Genomic DNA, 21539 nt, shown 5'->3' on the forward strand with positions numbered 1-21539 from the left:
GATCATTCCTTGGACAAATCCACCAACGGCACCTGCCGCACCTCAGTCTCGCGCCCAGCCTGAATATCACTCACTTGCTTCAGCGCCTTATCCACCGCGCCTTTATCCGCCAACAAACTGTAGTGAATCTGGAACTGCTTCTGCTCTTTAACCCCAATCGTCGGCACTAAACCAAGTGGCCGTTGATACCGACGGTTGTAGGAAAAACTCGTCCCAGGCTCTAGCCCGGTAACGTAGCCATGCCCTTGCGTATCGGTGTTTTTCCACAAGGAGAACACTGGCAGTTGCTGAGTATTGAAACCAACGGAAACACCGAGGCTGCCGGCCTTGTTATGCAGCACGGTCAATGTGTCGCCCTTGGCGTCGGCATAGGGCACGACGTTGTAGACGGTTTCGTCGTAATCCTTGGTCGGCGCGCGGTAGGTCTGCCAGTCCGGCAGGTCAGCTTTAGCCTTGTCGTTGAACGGCGAAACCTGTTTTACCGGCGCCACGAAACGGGCGCCCTGCTCGAGGAACGGGGTGCTGAAATTGCTGTGGTACAGCGCCTGGTATTCCTTCGGGTAATCACCGTTATTGGTCAGCGTGTCGTTGAGCGAAAACGCCACGCTGCCGGGCTCGGTGACCAGTTCGGTGAGTACCGAGAAGTCGACTTTCTTGAAGGCCTGCTCTTTCAGCTCGCCGCGCAGGCTGATGGCGTAAGGCGGTTTTTCGTCGATGTGCAGGGTGACTTTGCTGGCCGGGATGTTGGCGGCGCGACCGTGCAGGGTCAGCAGCTCGCCGTTGTCGATGCCGGGGTGGCCGACCCACTCATAGCCGCAACGGGCGACCAGTTCGTTGAAGCCTTCGAGCCAACCCAGCCCGCCGCGACCGTTGAGCTCTATAAAGGACGGATTGACCACGTCCTTGACCGGCGAATCCCAGCCCATGCGCACGTTGCCGACAGACGCTTGCAACACGTTCATTCCGCGGATCGGCACCACCGACAGTTTCAGCGTGCCGTTATCGATGTCGACGATGCTCACGCCTTCCTGCCGGCCGCCGTGCAAGGTGCGCAGGGTCACGGAGAAGGGTTTGTCGGTCTTCACGCCCAGTTGCTGGCTGGTGATCTGCCAGTTCTGCGCGGCTTTGTCGGTGTCGAGCAACACGTAATCCCAAGCCATGGCGTGGGAGGCAGCGGTGAGTGCGCCGAGGGTGATGGCAAATTTTAGCGGAGTCATGAGGCAAGCCTTTCTTGGATTTGTGCATTTTTTATAGCGCTGATGAATCGATTCAGCAAGATTAAAAAATTCAGCCGTCCAGACCTTCCTCAACAAATACCGAAACAGCATGAGCGGCGCGCTTCGTCTTGCGCTAGTCTCATACGGTTTTGGACCAACGGCTGATTGACGGCGACATCATAATGACATTAAGGTCGCCGGCTAATTGCAGGAGCAAGCACAGGCAATTTTGTCTGTCATTTGCGCAACGGATCATATGGAGTTTGGATGCGCGGGGCACTATTACGCAGCGGTAAGAGCGGGTCATTCACTGCCTTGGGCGAAACAGGCCAACCGGTCTACCGGGCGGCGCTGCAATTGCGCGAAGCGATTCGCCGCAAGAATCCCGAGATGGTCGATCACCTGGCCATTCCTCAAAGCGATGAACTCGGCAACCAGATCGATTGGTACAGCGGCCTCGACGGCGATGTGATCCCGTGGAGCAGCGCCACCGAAGAAGAACGCGCGCCGGCCCGCCGGCAACTTGAAGCGCTGAAAACTGCGCTCGATGAATTGAGCCAGCGCTTCCTCGGCACCGACCCGGCCGAGCAGCAACAGGGCGACAAAGCCGTGTTCGGCAAGTTGCTCAAGCGCGTCATTCATTTCCCCGACGAAAACTTTGTTTATCTGGTGCAAGGCAAACCGGTGCTGACCTTTTGGGGTTTCGAGCATGCCGGCGCCGACCGCAATCGCGACCCTTTGCATTGCCTTTATTCCGTGCCGCTGGTGTTCACGCTGCCGCCAGTGGTTGAAGAACCAGTGATTGCGCCAGTCGCGCCGGTGGTTCCCGTGGTCGTTCGCCCGTGGTGGCGTCGCTGGTGGTGGTGGCTGTTGCTGCTGCCGTTTTTGTTGCTGCTGCTGTGGCTGTTGCTCGGCATGCGCGGCTGCGTGCCGATCCCGCTGGTGGCGGTTGATCTGCTGCCAAGCGGCGTGGTGCCGATCGACCACCAAACCGAAGAACCACAACTGACCGGCAACGCCGCGACGCTCAACGGTGTGCCGGTCACCGGCACTGTGCCGGGCGCCGCCAACGAGCCTGCCATCGAAGGCACACATGCCGTGGAAGCGCCCGCCGTCGAAGGCCCGGAGGCTGACGCTGCGCCCGCCGACATAACGCAGGACCCGGCCGTCGAAGCGCCGACTGCGCCACCGCAAAACCCGACCGCGCCACCCGCCGTCACGCCGCCCGCAGCGGAAAAAGCCGCCGCTGGCAAACCGGGCCCGGCGCTGAGCATTCCAGCGGACGCCGCCGACGGCGCCGCTGATTTCCTCGACGGCCAATACCGCGCGGGCGCCGGCATTCAGGATCGGCGCACCGGCAAACCGCTGCGTCTGGAATACCAGTTCAAGGATGGCAAGGGCGAAGTCACCGTGCACCAGGCCGACGGCTCGAAATGCAGCGGCCCGGTCACCGCCGCCATGAAGGGCGGCAGCCTCGCCATCGACAGTCAGGGCCAGGCCGTGTGCGGCGATGGCAGCACTTACGACATGCCCAAGGTCAACTGCCGCAAAGGCGCGACCACCGTCGCGGACTGCACCGGTGGTTACGGAAAAGATCAATTCCCCATGTCCATGCGGCAGACGGGCGAATAAACACGGAATAACCTGACATGTTGCCTGAAGTCACCCAATTCGAAGATACCGTCACGCTCGTCAGCGACACCGGTATCCAGTTCATGGATTTCGCCCTGCGCCTGGATCCGCGCAAGGAACCGGCGGGCGAGTTCGCGCCGATGATCAGCGGGCTGATCTGCCGCTTGCAGTACAACGAAGAGAAAGACTTCTACTTCTACGAGCCTGAACCGGAAAAAATCGAGAAAGCCAAACCGGCGTTCAGCGTCGACATGAAAAGCAGCCTCGACCTGCTCAACGGCGTCTGGCTGCCGATCCCGTTTTTCCGTTTCATGCCGCCGCATCGTTTCGACGAAGGCCCGAGCAACTGGTCGCGCATGCGCCTGGTGAAACTGGCCACGCCGGACATCGACGGCAACACCCATCGCCTGACGATGGCCTTCGACAGCCGCGTCATGCCCAAGCGTGACGGCACCGCGTACCTGGCGCCGAACGAAGAAGACATCAGCTCCGGCGTGTCTTTCAAACTGGCGACCAAGGCCAGCGAAACCCGCTGGTTCCTGGCGCAGGCGTGGGTCAATGAATGGCTGCTGGAAGTGTTCAATGAAGGCAATTCGCACCGTTCGCGCGAAGAGCTGGACATCGACATTCGCGCCAACCATCACCTCGCGCACTTCCTCAACCTGCTGAGCCTGTTAAGCACGCCGTCGGTGGCAACGCAGTCCACAGCGCGGCCGAAAGTCGATATCCCGGAACTGAAAGTAGTCGCCAACGACAGCAATGGCCTGGTCAAACCGATCCTTGTGGACCTGGTGCTGGACGTCGGCAACTCGCGCACTTGCGGCATCCTCATCGAGAACCACGGTCAGGCCGGCTCCGGGCTGAAACATAATTACGTGCTCGAACTGCGCGACCTGATCACCCCGGAACACACCTACAACCTGCCGTTCGAAAGCCGCGTGGAATTTGCCCAGGCGAATTTCGGCAAGGACCATTGCTCGGTCAAAAGCGGTCGCCACGACGCGTTCCAGTGGGCGACCATCGCCCGCGTCGGCAACGAAGCCAGCCGCTTGGCCAGCCGTCGTCGCGGCACCGAAGGCTCGACCGGCCTGTCCAGCCCGAAACGTTATCTGTGGGACGAAAACGCCTACGGCCACGGCTGGCGTTTCAACTGTTCGTACATCAAGACCGATAACGAACCGTACGCCACCGCCGCACCGTTCTCGCACCTGATCAACGAAACCGGCGAGGCGCTTTACAGCCTCGAAGAAGACGATCGCCTGCCGGTGTTCATGCCGCGTTATTCGCGCAGCTCGCTGATGACCTTCATGCTCGCCGAAGTGCTGGCCCAGGCGCTGTCGCAAATCAACAGCCCGGCCCAGCGCTCGCGCCAGGGTCACACCCGCGTGCCGCGCCAGCTCAACAGCATCACGTTGACCGTGCCGCCGGGCATGCCACAAGCCGAGCGCAGCATTCTCAACGAACGCATGTTGCAAGCCATCGGCCTGGTGTGGAAAAGCCTCGGTTGGCACGCCGGCGAAGAAGATCCGCATCAGGATCAGGCCGTCAGCCCGCGCACGCCGATCCCGAGCATTCGCGTGGAATGGGACGAAGCCTCCTGCGGCCAGTTGGTCTACCTGTACACCGAGGTCAACGAGAACTTCGCCGGTCACCCGGAAGAGTTTTTCGACACCATCGCCCGCCCGGACAAGACCGACCGCGAACGCATTACGCTGGCGACCATCGACATTGGCGGCGGCACCACTGACCTGGTGATCACCGACTATCGCCTCGACCGCGCCGGCAACACCGGCAGTGGCAGCAACGTGCACATTGTCCCGGAACAGCGTTTCCGCGACGGATTCAAAGTGGCCGGCGATGACATCCTGCTCGACGTGATTCAGGATTTCATCCTGCCAAGCTTCGACAAAGCCTTGCAGAACGCTGGCGTCAGAGCCCCGGATTCATTGATGTCGCGCTTGTGCGGTGACGAGTCCGTGAGCGCCCAGGACATGATCCTGCGCCAGCAATTGAACCTGCAGGTGTTTTCGCCGCTGGGCCTGGCGCTGCTCAAGGCCTACGAACATTACGACCCGCAAGAGCCGCAGGAAGTGACGCCGCAGAGTTATCGCCAGTTGCTCGGCGACAACGCCATCAGCCAGACCGTGCTCGATTACGTCAACGCTGCGGTGCGCCGCGATGTCGGTGGCCAGAGCGCGTTCGACCTGTATGAAGCGCTGATCAGCTTCGACCTGCAAAAGCTTCACGCCGCGTTCCTCAACGACCAGATCAACATCACCAAGATCCTCGGCGCGCTGTGTGAAGTGGTGTCGCATTACCCGTGTGACGTGCTGTTGCTGACCGGCCGTCCTTCGCGCCTGCCGGGGATTCAGGCGTTTATTCGCAAAGTCCTGCCGCTGCCGCCGGGGCGCATTCTGGCACTGCAAAACTACCGCACCGGTGGCTGGTATCCGTTCCACAAGAATGGCCGCATCGACGACCCGAAAAGTACCGCTTCGGTCGGCGCCATGCTCTGTCTGCTGTGCGCCAACCACAGCGTGCCGAACTTCTATTTCCGCTCTTCGGCGCTCAAGCCGTATTCGACGGTCAAGCACATCGGCGTCATCGACCTGAACAACGTGATCAAGGATGCCGACGTGCTGTACCGCGACATCCAGTCCGAAGACTACAAAATCAAGCTGCCGGAAATCGGCGTCGGCGATGCGGCCGACACGCCGCAACTGGAAATGCGCGGCGATCTGCGCCTCGGCTTCCGCCAGTTGGCCGCTGATCGATGGGCCGCGTCGCCGCTGTACACCCTGCGCTTCACCAAGGCTGGCCGCGAGAAGTTCTCGCGTGCGGTCGGCGAGAACGGCAGCGCGCCGTTGCTCAAGGTGCGGTTCGAGGTGAAAGCCGCGGACAAGTACACGAAAAAACAGGATCTGGTCAGCGATCGCCTCTCGGTGCGTGATATCGAATCCAACAGCAACAACGTCAACTTCAACCCGCGCAGCGACCTCGAACTGGAACTCAACACCATGCTCGACGCCGGCCTGAGCGAGACCAAGTACTGGCTCGACAGTGGAAGTGTGAAACGCAAATGAATGATCTGACCCCCGATCAACATCAGCTCGCTGCCAGCTGGGCCGCTGTTTATGAAGGTGCCGGTCAGGCGCTGGAATGGATTGGCCAGACGCGCGTCAACGCCCCGCGCCTGGACAGCGAAGCCGATAACCTCAACATCCGCCTGCACCGCGCCCGCAACCTGGCGCACAGCCTCGGTCGCGTGGCCTGCACGCCGATGACCATCGGCTTTTTCGGTTTGTCCCAGGCCGGCAAGTCCTACCTGATTTCGGCGCTCGCGGCCGGGCACAACGGCAAGCTCGAAACCAATTACGGCGGCCAGCGCCTGGACTTCATCAAGCACATCAACCCGGTGGGTGGCGGCAAGGAAGCCACCGGCCTGGTGACGCGCTTCAGCCGTCGGGCGACGCCGAGCCCGGACGATCAGTTTCCGGTGGAGCTGACGCTGTTCAAGGAAATCGAACTGGCGAAGATTCTCGCCAACTCGTGGTTCAAGGATTTCGACCTCGAACGCATCTCCTACGAGATCGACGAAGAGCGCATCCAGCGTGTGCTGAAACCGTTCGAGGGCCGCGAGAACGGGCCGATCCAGCCGGGCGTGACGGCCGATGATCTGGTGTCGCTGTGGGATTACCTGCGCGACAACTTCCGCAATTCGGTGAAGAAACTCGAACACCTGTACTGGCCGAAAGCGCTGCAACTGGCGCCACGCCTGAACTTCCAGGAACGCGCCGAGCTGTTTGCGATTCTCTGGGGCGAGCAAGGCGAACTGACGCGCGTCTACCAGCAACTGGCCGGCGCCCTGCACAAGCTCGGTTTGCCCGAAACCGTGTTCGCGCCGTTGAAGGCCCTGGTGAGTTTCGAAAACGACACCTACAGCCAGCGCGACAGCATCATGAACGTCGACATTCTCGAACGCTTCGGCAGCCCGCGCGACTTGCCGATCGACGTGCGACCCAAGGTTGATGGCCGCCTGCAAAACAGTCAGGGCATTGCCGTGGCGCAACTCGCCGCGCTGACCGCCGAAATGACTTTTTGCCTGATCGAAGCGCCGGCCGATGACATCGTCAATCAGGTCGATTTGCTCGACTTCCCCGGCTACCGCGGACGCAAGAAGCTCCACGAAATCGCCGATTCCAACGACCCGGAATCCGCGACCAAGGACAACTCCGTCTCGCAGTTGATCCTGCGTGGCAAGGTCGCTTACCTGTTTGAACGCTACACCGACAATCAGGAAATGAACGCGCTGGTGGTCTGCACCGGCTCGACCAAACAGAGCGACGTCAACGACGTTGGCCCGGTGCTGACGCGTTGGATCGAAAAAACCCAGGGCGCCGACGCCGCCGCGCGCAGCAAGCGCGATACCGGCCTGATCTGGGCGCTGACCATGCTCGACCTGCGCATCACCAACTCCCTGAGCCTGACAGCCGATCAGTACGACGAGAGCTGGAACGGCATGGTCAAGCTGACCATGCTCGAACGCTTCGGCAGCCTCAGCTGGATGAACGACTGGGCCGGCACGCCGTTCCAGAACACCTTCCTGGTGCGCAAACCGCGAATGGACGCGGCGTTTATCGGCCAGGACGCCAGCGGCGCCGAAACCGGGATCAACAGCGCTTACCAGGAACGTATCGACGCGCTGGGCAGCAGCTTTGCCGCCAACGCGCTGGTGTGCAAACACATCAACAACCCGGCCAACACCTGGAAAGAAATGCTGCGCAACGATGACGGTGGCATCAGCCACTTCAGCGGCAGTTTCAAAGGTGTGGCGAACATCGAATTCAAACTGCAGCGGATCCGCGAGCAGTTGGGCGAATGCCTCGAAGGCTTGACCACGCATGGTTTGAGCACTTGGTATCACGCTGATGGTGATGGCGCCGCCGCCGCCAAGAAAGCCCAGGCGCAGATGATTTTGTCGGGGCTGGGTCGACGTCCGGCAGTGCTGGGCGAGTTTATTGATCAACTCGACATGCCCAGCGAAGAGGTGCGCGACCTGTACCTCAGCGGCGTGTATGAAACCGATGACGAGCCGGCCGAGAGTGACGAACCCGTCGCCGCGACGCCGAGCCACAGCCTGTACGGCAACGACGCCGGTTTCGACTTTGATTTCGGCGACGACTTGAGCCACGACGCGCCGTCCAGCAGCAAGACCGCTGCCCCGGCGCCGGAACTGCAAAGTAACGAGCATCGCTTTGCCAAAGCCGCATTCAAAGCGTGGATCGCGCACCTGCGTGAACTGACGACACGGCAAAGCCTGCTCAACCTGCTGGGCCTGGAGAAATCCCTGCTCGAAGCGGTGGTCGACGAATTGATCACCGCCGGTTATCGCCAGGACCTGCCGGGCCAGTTGAGCCGCGCGGTGCTTAAACGTGCGCAAAGCGGCGCGCGGCGCGACCAACTGGTCGAGCGCCAAGTGCTGGAAGTGCAACGCGTGCTGCGCGATTTCGTTTCCTGGTTCGGCTACATCCAGAAACCCGTGAGCGAGCGCCCGAACAGCCGCGCCGGGGCCAAGGCGCCGCTGTTTGCGTTCTACACCGACATCGGTCCGGGGCAAGTGCCGGAACTGCCGGCGCAACCGGCGAACCAGGCGCAGCGTTTCCTCGGCGACTGGCTCTCGGGCCTGGCCTACATCACGATGGACAACGCCGGCCATGGTGCCGGTCGCGAAATCACCCCTGAACAGAACGAACGGCTGGGCCAAGTGCTCACCGCCTTCGCAGCGAGATAAGCAATGCCAATTCGTGTCGACCTGCTCGCGTTAGAGCCCAATGTGCCTGGCCGGGCGTGCCTCACTGTGAAGAAATGGCAGGGTGGCGAAGAACAGCTGGAATTCTCCATCCAGCGCAACCAGGACGGTTTTTACCTCCAGGACCAGAAGGCCTGGAGCAATAATCCGTTCTGGTTCAAGGTCTCGCGTTTTGCCCTCGCGGCCAGCGGCGATGCACTTGAGGCGCAGGTTGGCCCGGAAGTGGTCGATCCCTTGCTGGAGGGCGGCGCCAACTCGCAATTCCAGATTGAGCTGCGCGAGCAGAATCAGGGCCACGCCGACAAAGGCGTGGTGCGCCCGGGCGTCGGTTTGCTGCCCTCGACGGCGGGCGGCCAGACGCGTTCGACGTACGGCGGCGCCGACCTGAGCGCGCCAGTGGTGCCCGAGCCGGAACCGGAAATCCCGGAACTGCCGGAGCTGATCCTGCCGGTCGCCGAGCCGGAACCAGAACCAGAACCGGCCCCCGCCGAACCGCTGTACACCCCGCCACCGGCGCCGGTGAAGAAAAGCAAAAAAGGCCTGATCGCGCTGTTGATCGTGGTGCTGTTGCTGCTGGCCGCAGGCATCGGTTACTGGTTTTACCAACGCACGCCGGCACCGGCACCGACAGTTGCGGCGCCCGCACCGACCGCGACGAACGCTGAAGCCTGCACCCTCGACAGCATGAACAGCGTGCCCGAGCTGACCTTCGTCCAGACCTGCATCAAGGCTGCGCCGGACAGCGCCAAATTGCTCGAAATCATCAACCAGGCCAAGGCCGGCAAACACTGCGGCGTCGCCCAGCGTCTGTACGCCAACCGCGCGCAGGCCGGTGATCCGCTGATCGCCAATGCCTACGCCCGCGAGTACGACCCGAAATACCTCAAGGCCAGCGAGTGCTTCCCGGCCGCCGATAACGCCACTGCCGCTTATTGGTACGAAACCATCCTGACTCAGGACCCGAACAACGCCGAGGCCAAACAGCGCTTCGAGGAGTTGCAGAAGTGATGCGCTCGCCCTTAAGTCGATTCCTGTTGAGCGGCGCTGCGTTGCTGGCGCTGTGCATCAGCCCGTGGTCCCAGGCCGATGACAAACCGCTGATCCAGGCCGGTAAAAAAACCCTGTTCCAACGCGTGCTGACCACGCCGGGCTGCCAGATCAGCCCGACTGCTGGCGGCGCTGCCGGCGAGGCGCAACCGACCTTCAGCCGTTTCTACGTGTATGAGCGCGCCCAGGCCGCCAACGCCGAATGGCTGAAAGTCGGCCCGGACAGCTACGGCAAAACCATCGGCTGGTTGCCCGCCAGTTGCACCACCGAGTGGAAGATGCAGCTGACACTGGCCTTCACCAACCCGGCCAACCGCGACCGCCTGTTGTTCTTCAAGGAACGCGCCACGGTCGAAGGCATCCTCGATGCGCCGGACCCGGTGAGCAAAGTCGCACCGCTGCGCGCGACCCTGAAAAAAGGCCAGCAGGCACCCGGCGTGCTGGCCGAAGAACCTGAATATTTCGTCGACCTGCAAAAGCAGTTCTACTTGCTGCCGGTGCTCAGCGGCGAAGAAGTGATGACCGAAGGCGGCTTCCGCACGCGCCTGCTGAACGTCGCTTCGGTGAGCAAACCGGATGACAAGGACGCCAAGGGTGGCGCTGCCAAAACCGGCGCCGCCGCTGGCAAGGAAGCCGACGACAAGGCTGCCAGCCAGTTGAAGGAATTCAGCGCGGCGGTGGTGTTTGTCATCGACTCGACGATTTCCATGGACCCGTACATCGACCGCACTCGCGAAGCGATCCGCAAGGTCTATCAGCAGATCGAATCGCAGAACCTCGGCAAGCAGGTCAAGTTCGGCCTCGTCGCGTTCCGTTCCAGCACGCAAGCGGTGCCGGGCCTGGAATACACCACGAAAATGTACGCCGACCCGACCCAAGTGAAGGACAGCTCCGACTTCCTCGCCAAGGTCGCTGACCTCAAGCAGGCCAAAGTCTCGAGCAGCAGTTTTGATGAAGACGCGTTTGCCGGTGTGATGCACAGCATCGACAAGGTCGACTGGACCCAATTCGGCGCGCGCTACGTGGTGCTGATCACCGATGCCGGCGCCATCGAAGGTGACGACAAACTCTCGCAGACCGGTTTGAGTGCCTCGCAGGTTCGCCTCGAAGCCACCAACCCCGGCGTGGCGATTTACACCTTGCACCTGAAAACCCCGGCAGGCATCAAAGACCACAGCAAGGCTGAAGCGCAGTACCAGAACCTGTCGACCTATCCGGGCACCAATACTTCGCTGTATTACCCGGTGAACGCCGGCGACGTTCAGGAGTTCGGGCGCAAGGTCGACGCGCTGGCCACCGCCATCACCTCGCAGGTGAAAGCCGCTTACCTGGGTGAAGACGCAATCGGCAGCGCGATCAACGCCAAGCAGGATCCGGCCGAGAAGAAAATGCTCGAAGACGCCGCGCTGATCGGCCACGCCATGCAGCTCGCCTATCTCGGCGAGAAGACCAACAGCAAGGCGCCGCCGGTGTTCAAGGCGTGGATCACCGACCGTGACCTGATCAAGCAGAACATCCCCACCACCGACGTGCGGGTGTTGCTGACCAAGTCCCAGCTCAGTGATTTGAGCGACGTCATGAAGCAGATTCTCGATGCCGCCAACGAAGGCCTGATCTCGCCGACGGAAATGTTCGAACGCCTGCGCTCGGTGGCCGCGACCATGGGCGCCGATCCCAACCAGCTCAAGCAGAACAGCAACGCCAAACTGGCAGACATGGGCGTGCTCGGCGAATACCTCGAAGACCTGCCCTACCAGAGCGAAGTGCTGAACCTCGACGAAGAAACCTGGAAGAGCTGGGACGGCCTGGCGCAGGAGAAATTCATCCGCACGCTCAACACCAAACTGCGGCACTACCAGCGTTACAACGCTGACGTCGACCGTTGGGTGGCTTTGGCCAAGGACAGCGATGCACGGGACAACGTTTATCCCGTGCCCCTGGAAATGATGCCTTAACGAGACACCGATGCTCGATATCAAAAACCTGCTGGTGCGCCGTGGTGAAGGCGCGCTGGCCCATCACGTGCGCCTGCCGCACTTGCACGTGCGTGCCGGGGAAATCCTCGCCATCACCGGCGAGAGTGGCAGCGGCAAAAGCACCTTGCTCGAAGCCATCGGCCTGTTGCTCGCGCCGGTCGAGCTAGAACGTTTTCAGCTGGGCCCTGGACGCCAAGAGCCCCCGGCGCGCACAGGCGTGCTACCCGCGCAGGACATCGCGCGGCTGCTCGCCAGTGATGACCAACCGGCGCTGGCAGCGGTGCGTTCGCAGCACTTGGGGTTTATTTTGCAGAGCGGCGGGTTGCTGCCGTTCTTGAGCGTGCGCGACAACATCAGCCTGCCCCGGCGCTTGCTCGGCATGTCGACGCACAGCGCGCACATCGACCACGCGGTCGAGGTGTTGCGTCTGCAGGGTTTGCTCGACAAGCACCCGCAAGCGCTGTCGATCGGCGAACGCCAGCGGGTCGCCTGCGTGCGCGCGATTGCCCATGAACCGCTGCTGTTGCTGGCCGACGAACCGACTGCCGCGCTCGATCCGCACAGTGCCCGGCGCCTGTTCGAATTGCTCCTGAGTCTGGTGTCGAGCATGGGCCTGAGTGCGTTGGTGGTGTCACACGATTGGGCGTTGCTGAAAGATTTTGGCTTGCCGCGCCTCGGTGCGGTCAGCCGTCAGGGAGAGACTCTGTTTGAACCGATGGACTGACCGCATGCGCCTGCTCGGCTCACTGGCGCTGCAAGACCTCTGGCACGACCGCAAAGTGTCGTTGTGCATCGCCGCCTCGCTGGTGGCGGTGATCGCGCCGCTGTTGCTGCTGTTCGGCCTCAAGCACGGCGTGGTCAGCCAGTTGCAGGACGAATTGCTGCGCGACCCGCGCAACCTCGAAGTGAAAATGCTCAGCAACGGCAACTACGACACTGCCTGGATCGAGCGTCTGCGCCTGCGCCCGGAAACAGGTTTTGCCCTCGGCCAGACCCGCTCGTTGAACACTCAGGCGGATTTGTTGATCGGCATGACGCGGTTTGTTGAGAGTGCCGAAATCATCGCCACCGAACCCGGCGATCCGCAGTTGAACCTGGCGCAATTCAATCCTGTCGGCCAGCAAGTGATCCTCAGCGCCCGCGCCGCGCAACGCTTGCAAGCCAAGGTCGGCGACACTGTGCAAATGCGCGTGCTGCGCCGGCTCGAAGGGGTCAATGAGCGCGGCGAGCTGAACCTGACCGTGCTGGCGATACTCGACGGCGCCCGGTTCGGCCGCGCGGCGGGGTTTGTCGCGCCGCCGCTGTTGCTGGATTTGGAACGCTTTCGCGACGGTTATCAGGTCGCCGCGTTCGGCGTCACCACCGGCAAACCGCTCGGCGACCTGCAACCGCTGTACGCGCGCGCCCGTGTCTACGCGCGCGACATCGACCAAGTCGCGCCGCTGGAGCGCTGGCTCAACGAACAACACATTGAAACTTCAAGCCGACTGGCCGATATCGATAACGTCAAAGCGATCAATCATGTGCTGGGGCTGATCTTCGGCGTTATTGCCCTGGCGGCGTTGATCGGTTGCGTGGCGTCGATGGTCGGCGCGTTCCTGGCCAATATCGACCGCAAACGCAAAAGCCTCGCGGTCCTGCGTCTGCTCGGTTTCAAGCGTACGGCGGTCGCTGGTTTTGTGGTGCTGCAAGCGCTGCTGCTGAGCCTCGCCGGTTACCTTGGCGGGCTGATGTTTTACGCGGTCGGCAGCCATTTGTTCGACTACTTGCTCGGCAGCAGCCAGGCCACCGGCACCTTCGTTTGCCACATTACCCTCTGGCATGGCCTCGCCGCCCTGCTCCTGACCTTTCTGGTCGCTGCACTGGTCGCCGTGATCGGCGCCGTGCGCGCCATCAGCATCCAACCTGCGGAGAGTCTGCGTGAGCTATAAACGTTTTGGCTTGCTGTTGCCCCTGAGCCTGGGCTATTTGCTCGACGCCTCGGCGGCGGGCTGGGAAGAGAAGTATTACAACCCGATGCCCGAGGCCAGCGATGTCGTGCTGCCGATGCCGTGTGAAGGCTCGATGGTGTTTCGCAAGGTGTTCATTCCGGTCGCCGGACCGCTCGACGATTACCCGATCAACATCGGCCAGGACGGCGCCGAATACGGCTACGTCGAGCAGACTCGACCGGCGTTTATCGCCGGCAGTTTCACCGGCGCGAAAAACGACAAATCGCGTTATTACCTGATGGCCAAGTACGAGATGAGCCAGCTGCAATACGCCGCGCTCACCGAAGAAACCTGCCCCACCGCCGCGACCAAAATGCGCTTGCCGCAGGTCTCGGTGAGCTGGGTGCAAGCCGTGGACGCGGCGGACAAATACAACCTGTGGCTGCGCAAGAACGCCGCCGCCAAGTTGCCCAAAGAAGACGGCGCGCTGGGTTTCCTGCGCTTGCCGACTGAAGTCGAGTGGGAGTTCGCCGCGCGCGGTGGCCTGGAAGTCGGTGCCGCGGAATTCCGCGATACGCGCTATCCGATGGCCGACGGCATCAACGCCTACGAATGGTTCGCCGGGGCGCAGTCGTCCAACGGCAAACTGCAATTGTCCGGACTGCAAAAACCCAATCCGCTGGGCCTGCACGACATGCTCGGTAACGCCGACGAAATGATGTTCGAACCGTTTCGCCTGAACAAACTCGACCGCCAGCACGGTCAGGCCGGCGGCTACGTGGTGCGCGGCGGCAACTACTTAACGGCCCAGGCCGACCTGCGCACCGCGTTGCGCAAGGAAGAGCCGTATTACAACGCCGACGGTCAGGTGAAAAACAAAACCACCGGTCTGCGCCTGGTGCTGGTCTCGCCAACCCTGACTTCGCGCGAGCGGGTGGCCGGGATCGAAAGCAGCTGGAAGAAACTCGGCACCGGCGCCAAGGACACCGAGTCGGCGGACAAGGGCACCGTGCAATCGCTGAACAGCTTGGCGTCCGGCGTCGAAGACAAAGCGCTCAAGGAGAAACTCCAGGCGCTGGAAAACCAGTTGCGCGCCAGCAATCAGCAGCAGGAAGAAACCCGCGATCAGGCGATCCGCGCCAGCCTCAACCTCGGTGCGTTCCTGTGCACCAAGATGCTCGACGACGGCCAGTACGTGGATTTCCTGCAGAAGAACTACAAGCTCAATTGCGAAGGCACCGACAAGGACGCCAGTTGCGACATGCGCAAAGGCAAGCTCGACGAGCAAAAGGATCGCCTGCACAAACTCAGCCGCTACTACGCCAGCAGCCTGGTGGAATCGGCGACGTTGTACGGCCAGCCACTGCTGGAAGCGCAAGTGCCGGTGATGGAAGAAATCATCACCCGCAACAAACAGCTGCAAGACCTCAAGCCGTACCTGCGCACTCACTGGGCCAATCAGAAGACCTTCCTGCAAAAGCAGAAAATCGACACTGAGGCCTGGCTGACCAGTTGCAAGACCGTCACGCAATAACGCAATTGGCTAGCTGATCAGCTACTCAATCAAAAGAACGCCACGCCAACATCGTCACCAAGGAGTTTCATCATGTCGCGCAGCCTTTGGACTCGCTTCAAGCTACAGATCGCTTTCGTCCTCACCGGCAGTCTGTTGCTGACCGGTTGTGCCAACACCGGCAGTTCGATGCTCGGCGGCAGCGACGGCGCCGACCCGCGCCTGACCCAGGGCAGTGACGCGCAGTTCTTCAGCAAATCCGGCTACCAGGCCTGCGCCGTCGGCGCCGGTGTCGGCATTCTCAGCTGTGCACTGTCCAACAGCAGCAACAAGGCTGTGTGCGCAATTGCCGCCGGGATTACCGCGTGTGGCGTGGCCATGGGCGCCAACTATTATCTGGATCAGCGTCGCAGCGAATACTCCGACACCACCACGCGTCTGGCGAAGATGAACAGCGATGTCGAGCAAGACACGCAGAACGTCATCGCCCGTACCGCGACCGCGCAGCAGGTGATCAACGACGACCAGGCGCGCATCGCCCAGATCAAAAAAGACATCGCCAACAAGAAAGTCGACAAGGCCAAGGCGCAAACCGATATCGCCGAGATTGACCAGAACATCGCGCGCCTGCGCAAAGACCTCGGCAACATGCGCACCAAGGTCACCGAATACACCAAAGTGGCGAATGCCGAGCGCGCTCAGGGCAGCAGTGCCGAGATCAAGCAAGTGGACGTGAGCATCCTGAAAATGAACGAGAAAGTCGCCGCCCTGCAAAAGGAAGTCGACGGTCTGTACAGCCAACGTTCCGCGATCACTCTGGGTTAAGCACATGACGCTAAAACAACTGGCGATTCTCACCGCCGTCCTGAGCTTGAGCGGTTGCGCGACCAAGCCGGGCGAATGCGATGCGACCAATCGCGACAGCAGCATGCTGACCAAGATGAACTGCGACTACTCCGGCGGTTACAGCGATCAGGTCAAGCAAAAGGAAACCGCCCTGGCGGCGTCCCGTCAGGAAAACGCCATGTTCCGTCAGGTCTACGAGAACATTCAGGCCCAGCAACTGAGCACCAAAACCGACCTCGCCAGCCAGCAGAAATCCCAGGCTGCGCTGAACCAGTCGCTGGGCCAGTTGCTGAGCTCGCTCAAGGCCCGTCACGGTAATCAGAGCCAGGTGCAAAAGCAGATTGCCGGGTTGGAACAGCAACTCAAGGCGTCCCAGGCAACCCCCACAACCAAGGCCTCGCCGGCAACGCTGGCAGCCAAGCAGGAACAGCTGAAAACCCTGCAGAAGAAAGTCAATCAGCTGCAATTCAGCCTCGGTTACGAAGAGTAACTTTTCACCCGGCAGGCTTCCGTTGGAGGCCTGCACCTTTGTCCAGGAATCGTCGTCATGCAGCGGGTTATCAGGGATGCGCAAGCCACACCGGAGGGGATGAGTGCGCTGCAAGCGAAAGTCGCCCTTATCCAGAAACACTTTCCGCCGAACGTCGCCAGCCTCTTCGCCATCCCGCGCATGGGCAGCGGCGACGTGCTGGAATGGTGGACCGAACTGGGTGGCCAACCGACGCCCTATGCCGAGCTCAACGAAGACGCGCAACGACGATTGCTGCAAACCTGGGATGCGCGCCAGGCGTCCCTCGAACTGCTGGCGGACGAACTGCAAAAACGCGGTCAGCCGAGCGTCGCCGATGAGCTGCGCAGCCTGTTGGGCGCGCCCGAGCTGGACAAGCTCTACAGCCTGAATGGCGAGCCCTTGGCGGTGCGCTGGAACCAGCGGCCACCGCGACCGATTCCGCCACCGGTGATTCCTGTTGCGCCGGTGATTGCGCCAGTCGTTGCGCCGGTGGTTGCGCGGCAATCGCGCCTTGGCTGGTGGGTCGCGGCGGCATTGCTGGCGTTGCTGTTGTTGCTGTTGGCGCTGTGGTTGTACTGGTTCCTGCACCGCGAGCCGGTGGTGCCGATCGTTCCGGTGGCGCCAGTCGCGCCGGTGGTGGTGCCGGTCGCGCCCGTGGTGACACCAGTGGAGCCGGTTCCCGAGCCTGTCGTCGAACCTGTGCCTGAACCGGAGCCAGAACCGCAACCCGTGCCAGAACCAGAACCGATCCCGGTCCCCGCGCCGAAACCCGTGCCGCCGCCAAAACCGGTGGTCGTCGCCCCGCCACCGGCGCCGACGCTGGACAACTTCGCCTGCCGCAAGAAATCCCCGGACACCAAGATTCCGCAATTCGTCGTGGTGCTCGACACGTCAGGCTCGATGGACATGAACATCAAGTCAGTGAAGGCCGACGAAGACTGGTTCTTCAGCAACGAGTACAACCGCTACCTCGACGCCAATCGCACGATGCAAATCTTCGCCAAACCGACGCGCATGGACGTCGCCAAGGATTCGCTGGCCGGCATGATCAACGGCCTCGACCCGAAGATCGACACACGGCTGATCACCTACGAAGGCTGCAACAGCACGCCGGATCAAGGGGTTTTCAAGTTTGGCGATCGTCAGCGCCTGATCAACGGCATCCGCGGCTTGCGCCCGAACGACGGCACGCCGCTGGCCGACAGCCTGGCCAAAGCCGCCAGCACCGTCGATGGGCGCAACAACGATGCGGTGATCGTGATGTTCGTCGACGGCGAGGACAACTGCCAGAAAGACGTCTGCGCCGTATCCCGCCAAATCGCCCAGAACCAGCCGCGCCTGCGGGTCAACGTGGTCAACATCGGCACCGGCGGCCCCTCGCGCTGCATCGCCGAAAACACCGGCGGCCGCGTCTACTCCAGCAACAACGCTGCGGAACTGGGCAAACAGCTGAAACTGGCGAGCAAGGAAGTGGCGAGTAACGCCAAGTGTGACTAGGCAGGAAATTGCGCTGCTGCCATCGCGAGCAGGCTCACTCCTACAAGGCCGGTATTGACCTTGTGGGAGCGAGCTTGCTCGCGATAGCTATTGCACAGGCGTCTCAACGAAACCGATCAACCTCTTGGCGCAAGTCTGCCGCCAGGCTTTCCAGTTCCTTGGCGGTGATCGCCAGGTTTGACACCACTTCACGCTGCTCGCTGTTCGCCAGCGCGATGCTTTGCAGGTTGCTGCTGAGCAACGTCGCGGTGCTGCTCTGCTCTTGGGTGGCGGTGGTGATGGCGGCGAATTGCTGGCCTGCGGAGCGGCTCTGTTCGTCGATGCGCTCGAGTGCCGAGGCGACGTTGGCGTTGCGCGACAAGCCTTCCTGCATCAGCACGTTGCCTTGCTCCATGGTGCTCACGGCGTTGCCGGTTTCCTGCTGGATGCTCTGGATCATGCTGGAAATTTCGTCAGTCGCTTCACGAGTGCGCGACGCGAGGTTGCGCACCTCGTCGGCGACCACGGCAAAACCACGGCCCTGCTCGCCGGCACGCGCGGCCTCGATGGCGGCGTTGAGCGCCAGCAGGTTGGTCTGGTCGGCAATCGCGGTAATGACGCCGACGATGCCGCCGATTTCCTGGGAGCGCTGGCCGAGGGTATTGATCACCGTCGCGGTGCTGTTCAGTGCGCCGGCAATTTGCTCGAGGGAAGAGGACGCTTCGGTCATCGATGTACGACCGATCTGCGTTTGCTGTGCGTTTTCCTGCGCCATGCGCTGGGTGTTGCTCATGTTGTCGGCGATGTTCAGCGAGGTGGCGCTGAATTCTTCCACGGCGCCGGCCATGCTGGTGATTTCGCCGGACTGCTGCTCCATGCCTTCATAAGCGCCGCCGGACAAACCGGACAAGGCCTGGGCGCGGCTGTTGACCTCGGCAGAGGCCTTGCGGATGTGCTCGACCATGGTCGACAGCGCTTGGCTCATCTGGTTGAAGGCGCGCGCCAACTGACCGATTTCGTCGTTGCTCGAGACGTTCAGGCGCACGCTCAAATCACCCGCGCCCAAGGCTTCGGCCTGACGCACCAGATCCCCCAGCGGCGCCAGTTTGCTGCGCAGCAACCAGACTGCCGAGCCCACCGCAATCAACATCGCCAACAGACTGCCGATGGCCAATTGGATGCCGACGCTCCAGGTCACGGCGCTGATTTCGGTTTTCGGCATGCTCGCCACCACCGACCACGGGCCGCCGTCGAACGGTACGGCAACGCTGTAGAACGCTTGCGACTTGTCGCTCCAGAACTCGCCTTTGCCCGGGGTTTTGGCCAGGTCGACGATGGCCGGGATCGCCTGATCCAGCGCTTGCACGCCGGCAATCGGCACCAGCCATTTGCTTTGTTCGTCGAGCAACGCCAGCGAGCCAGTCTGGCCGATGCGAAAGCGCTGCAGGTTGGCGAACTGCGCGTTCTGCGCGTCGGTGTAATCGAAACCTACAAACAACACGGCAATGACCTTACCGCTGGTGTCTCTGACCGGCGTGTATTGGGTCATATAGGAGCGTTCGAACAACAAGGCGCGGCCGACGTAACTCTGCCCGGCGATCAACCGTGCGTAAGCCGGGTGAGCGTGATCCAGCAAGGTGCCGATAGCGCGGGTGCCGTCCTGCTTGCTCAGGGAGGTGCTGACGCGAATGAAGTCTTCGCCGCTGCGCACAAACACCGTGGCTACGCCGGCGGTCATTTGCTTGAACTCGTCGACTTCCTGGAAGTTGTTGTTCAACACTTCGCTGCCCAGATGCAGCCCCGGCGTCTGCACGCCGGCCACGCTCACAGGTTCGTCCGGGTGCACGCTCAGGCCCGCGCTGAAGCGCTTTTCGAACAAGCCGCTGAGGCGCTGGGTGCTTTCACGCAACGTGCCGTGGAAGGTGCTCAACTGATCGGCGAGCAAGCGCGCTTCACTGGCCAAATGCTCTTCGCGGGTGGCGAGGTTGGCAGTGTCCAGCGAACGCAAGGCGAACACGGTGCTGCCGCTGATGACAATCGCCAGTATCACGGCAAGCGCAAGACCTAGCTGTGAGGCGATCCGGGCACGGGGTTGAGACATGACAGCTCCTGGCCAAGCGACCGGATCCTCCTTGATCCGGTTGGGCGCTCAGCAAAATTTCTAATAATTGGATAACGCGTGTAGGCGTAGCGCAGAACCTGCACGAAGGTTCCACCAGCAGATATTCGGCGGCAAATCTGAATACTTGAGTTATTAACCCGGTTATAGCGCAGAACTGATGACAGTCCGTGATGCCGCCACCCGTTCGGTAGCAGCTGGCGCAGCCTGCGTTCGGCGGCGTAGCCGTTATGTAGCAGCTGGCGCAGCCTGCGTTCGGCGGCGTAGCCGTCGTGAAATCAGCCAGCGCGGTGTTTCAGGTTCAGCGTGGGCGCAGGTTTTACGACGGCTTTGCCGCCGGACGCAGCCTCGCGGTGCTCGGCAGCTGCTACATAGAGCGTGTTTGCCGGGTGCGGTTTTGGTCAGCTCAGGTGTTCAACCGGGGGCAATTCCATGGCGCGGACTTCGCCCTGCAAAAAGTCGCTGAGCCTGCGCATGCGCTCACCGCCGGGACGGGTTTTCGGCCACACCAGGTAATATTTTTCCCCGCTGGCGACGGCGGTCGGCCACGGCAGACTCAGGCGACCTTGCGCGACATCTTCGGCGACCATCAGCAGGTCGCCCATCGACACGCCATAACCGCGAGCGGCGGCGATCATGCCCAGCTCCAGCGTGTCGAACACCTGCCCGCCCTTCAGCGAAACCTTGTCGGCGAGCCCCATGCGTTCCAGCCAATTGCGCCAGTCACGCCGGTCCGGCGCCGGGTGCAGCAGCTCGGTGCTGGCCAGTCGCGCGACATCCCACGGTTGATCGTCGAGCAGGTTCGGCGCACCGACCGGGATCAGTTCTTCCGGAAACAGCAACGTTGTCTCCCAATCCGGGGGGAAGTTGCCACGGCTGAGGATCACCGCGCAGTCGAACGGTTCGTGGTTGAAATCCACCGCGTCGATGTCCATCCAGGCGCTGGTCAATTGCACTTCGTTGCCCGGCTGCACATGCCGGAAACGGCTGAGCCGCGCCAGCAACCAGCGCATGGTCAGGGTCGACGGAGCTTTCATGCGCAGGATGTCGTCCTCGGCGCGCAAGGTATTGCAGGCGCGTTCCAGCGCGGTAAAACCTTCACGAATGCCCGGCAGAATCAGCCGCGCCGACTCGGTCAATTGCAGGTTGCGCCCACTGCGATGAAACAGCCGACAGGCAAAGTGCTCTTCGAGCGTACGAATATGCCGACTGACTGCACTTTGGGTAATCGACAGCTCTTCTGCCGCACGGGTAAACGAGCTGTGCCGCGCCGCCGCTTCAAATGCGCGCAGGGCATACAGGGGAGGAAGCCGACGAGACATGCGCAAAGCTCCTATCGCGGATGGGGGCAAAAGCGGGATCGGGCAAACTTATCAGAAAGTCCGCTGGATGAGTTTTAATCATGCCACCCATCCTTTTTATCCCTTTGTGAAAACCCCGCAGAGCGCCGAGAATCGAGCCT

The 21539-nt window shown here is 61.7% G+C and carries 14 protein-coding genes; 11 read left to right on the forward strand and 3 right to left on the reverse strand.

The genetic code is table 11. The annotated features are described in order from the left end of the window. Positions 1-2: 2 nt before the first annotated feature. Complete coding sequence (locus BI292_RS14420) at positions 3-1217, reverse strand: aldose 1-epimerase family protein (RefSeq protein WP_101208242.1); 1215 nt, start codon at positions 1215-1217, stop codon at positions 3-5. A gap of 267 nt (positions 1218-1484) precedes the next feature. Here BI292_RS14420 and BI292_RS14425 point away from each other — a divergent pair, with 267 nt between their 5' ends. The 11 genes from BI292_RS14425 to BI292_RS14475 all read left to right on the forward strand — a co-directional run bounded on the left by BI292_RS14425 (position 1485) and on the right by BI292_RS14475 (position 17979). Further along, positions 1485-2849: an SrfA family protein gene (locus BI292_RS14425; RefSeq protein ID WP_101208243.1), complete on the forward strand. Its 1365-nt coding sequence runs from the start codon at positions 1485-1487 to the stop codon at positions 2847-2849. A 17-nt stretch (positions 2850-2866) separates the two neighbouring features. Then, entirely contained in the window at positions 2867-5932 is a 3066-nt protein-coding gene (locus BI292_RS14430; protein WP_092276280.1) for a virulence factor SrfB, read from the forward strand. Beyond that, positions 5929-8640, forward strand: coding sequence for a putative virulence factor (locus BI292_RS14435; RefSeq protein WP_101208244.1), 2712 nt, complete (start codon positions 5929-5931; stop codon positions 8638-8640). Before BI292_RS14430 ends, BI292_RS14435 begins: the two co-directional genes overlap by 4 nt. 3 nt (positions 8641-8643) lie before the next feature. Then, entirely contained in the window at positions 8644-9666 is a 1023-nt protein-coding gene (locus tag BI292_RS14440; protein WP_101208245.1) for a hypothetical protein, read from the forward strand. Further along, positions 9666-11660, forward strand: coding sequence for a vWA domain-containing protein (locus tag BI292_RS14445; RefSeq protein WP_101208246.1), 1995 nt, complete (start codon positions 9666-9668; stop codon positions 11658-11660). Before BI292_RS14440 ends, BI292_RS14445 begins: the two co-directional genes overlap by 1 nt. A gap of 10 nt (positions 11661-11670) precedes the next feature. Beyond that, a complete protein-coding gene (locus BI292_RS14450) occupies positions 11671-12405 on the forward strand; it encodes an ABC transporter ATP-binding protein (RefSeq protein ID WP_092276269.1) in 735 nt (244 codons plus the stop codon). Then, positions 12389-13612, forward strand: a complete 1224-nt coding sequence (locus BI292_RS14455; protein ID WP_178076583.1) for an ABC transporter permease — start codon at positions 12389-12391, stop codon at positions 13610-13612. Before BI292_RS14450 ends, BI292_RS14455 begins: the two co-directional genes overlap by 17 nt. Next, positions 13602-15146 carry an SUMF1/EgtB/PvdO family nonheme iron enzyme gene (locus BI292_RS14460; RefSeq protein WP_092276264.1) on the forward strand — a complete coding sequence of 515 codons (1545 nt, stop codon included), beginning with the start codon at positions 13602-13604 and terminating at the stop codon, positions 15144-15146. Before BI292_RS14455 ends, BI292_RS14460 begins: the two co-directional genes overlap by 11 nt. Positions 15147-15218: 72 nt before the next feature. Next, a complete protein-coding gene (locus tag BI292_RS14465) occupies positions 15219-15950 on the forward strand; it encodes a hypothetical protein (RefSeq protein ID WP_092276261.1) in 732 nt (243 codons plus the stop codon). Between the two features lie 4 nt (positions 15951-15954). Continuing rightward, entirely contained in the window at positions 15955-16461 is a 507-nt protein-coding gene (locus BI292_RS14470) for a hypothetical protein (protein WP_101208248.1), read from the forward strand. Positions 16462-16518: 57 nt separating this feature from the next. Continuing rightward, entirely contained in the window at positions 16519-17979 is a 1461-nt protein-coding gene (locus tag BI292_RS14475) for a VWA domain-containing protein (RefSeq protein WP_101208249.1), read from the forward strand. Between the two features lie 103 nt (positions 17980-18082). On the opposite strand, the gene BI292_RS14480 is transcribed toward BI292_RS14475, so the two are convergent. Both BI292_RS14480 and BI292_RS14485 read right to left on the reverse strand, forming a co-directional pair. Continuing rightward, complete coding sequence (locus BI292_RS14480) at positions 18083-20059, reverse strand: methyl-accepting chemotaxis protein (protein WP_092276252.1); 1977 nt, start codon at positions 20057-20059, stop codon at positions 18083-18085. A gap of 419 nt (positions 20060-20478) precedes the next feature. Next, on the reverse strand, positions 20479-21399 hold the full coding sequence (locus BI292_RS14485) for a LysR substrate-binding domain-containing protein (RefSeq protein ID WP_101208250.1): 921 nt from the start codon (positions 21397-21399) through the stop codon (positions 20479-20481). Between the last annotated feature and the right edge of the window lie 140 nt (positions 21400-21539).

The sequence above is a fragment of the Pseudomonas sp. 43NM1 genome, from assembly GCF_002836905.1.
Taxonomy (GTDB): domain Bacteria; phylum Pseudomonadota; class Gammaproteobacteria; order Pseudomonadales; family Pseudomonadaceae; genus Aquipseudomonas; species Aquipseudomonas prosekii.

Coding starts and splice junctions, on each gene's coding strand:
- BI292_RS14465 (WP_092276261.1), top strand. CDS start 15,219: ATGTCGCGCAGCCTTTGGACTCGCTTCAAGCTACAGATCGCTTTCGTC.
- BI292_RS14475 (WP_101208249.1), top strand. CDS start 16,519: ATGCAGCGGGTTATCAGGGATGCGCAAGCCACACCGGAGGGGATGAGT.
- BI292_RS14430 (WP_092276280.1), top strand. CDS start 2,867: ATGTTGCCTGAAGTCACCCAATTCGAAGATACCGTCACGCTCGTCAGC.
- BI292_RS14435 (WP_101208244.1), top strand. CDS start 5,929: ATGAATGATCTGACCCCCGATCAACATCAGCTCGCTGCCAGCTGGGCC.
- BI292_RS14420 (WP_101208242.1), bottom strand. CDS start 1,217: ATGACTCCGCTAAAATTTGCCATCACCCTCGGCGCACTCACCGCTGCC.
- BI292_RS14485 (WP_101208250.1), bottom strand. CDS start 21,399: ATGTCTCGTCGGCTTCCTCCCCTGTATGCCCTGCGCGCATTTGAAGCG.
- BI292_RS14450 (WP_092276269.1), top strand. CDS start 11,671: ATGCTCGATATCAAAAACCTGCTGGTGCGCCGTGGTGAAGGCGCGCTG.
- BI292_RS14425 (WP_101208243.1), top strand. CDS start 1,485: ATGCGCGGGGCACTATTACGCAGCGGTAAGAGCGGGTCATTCACTGCC.
- BI292_RS14445 (WP_101208246.1), top strand. CDS start 9,666: ATGCGCTCGCCCTTAAGTCGATTCCTGTTGAGCGGCGCTGCGTTGCTG.
- BI292_RS14440 (WP_101208245.1), top strand. CDS start 8,644: ATGCCAATTCGTGTCGACCTGCTCGCGTTAGAGCCCAATGTGCCTGGC.
- BI292_RS14470 (WP_101208248.1), top strand. CDS start 15,955: ATGACGCTAAAACAACTGGCGATTCTCACCGCCGTCCTGAGCTTGAGC.
- BI292_RS14480 (WP_092276252.1), bottom strand. CDS start 20,059: ATGTCTCAACCCCGTGCCCGGATCGCCTCACAGCTAGGTCTTGCGCTT.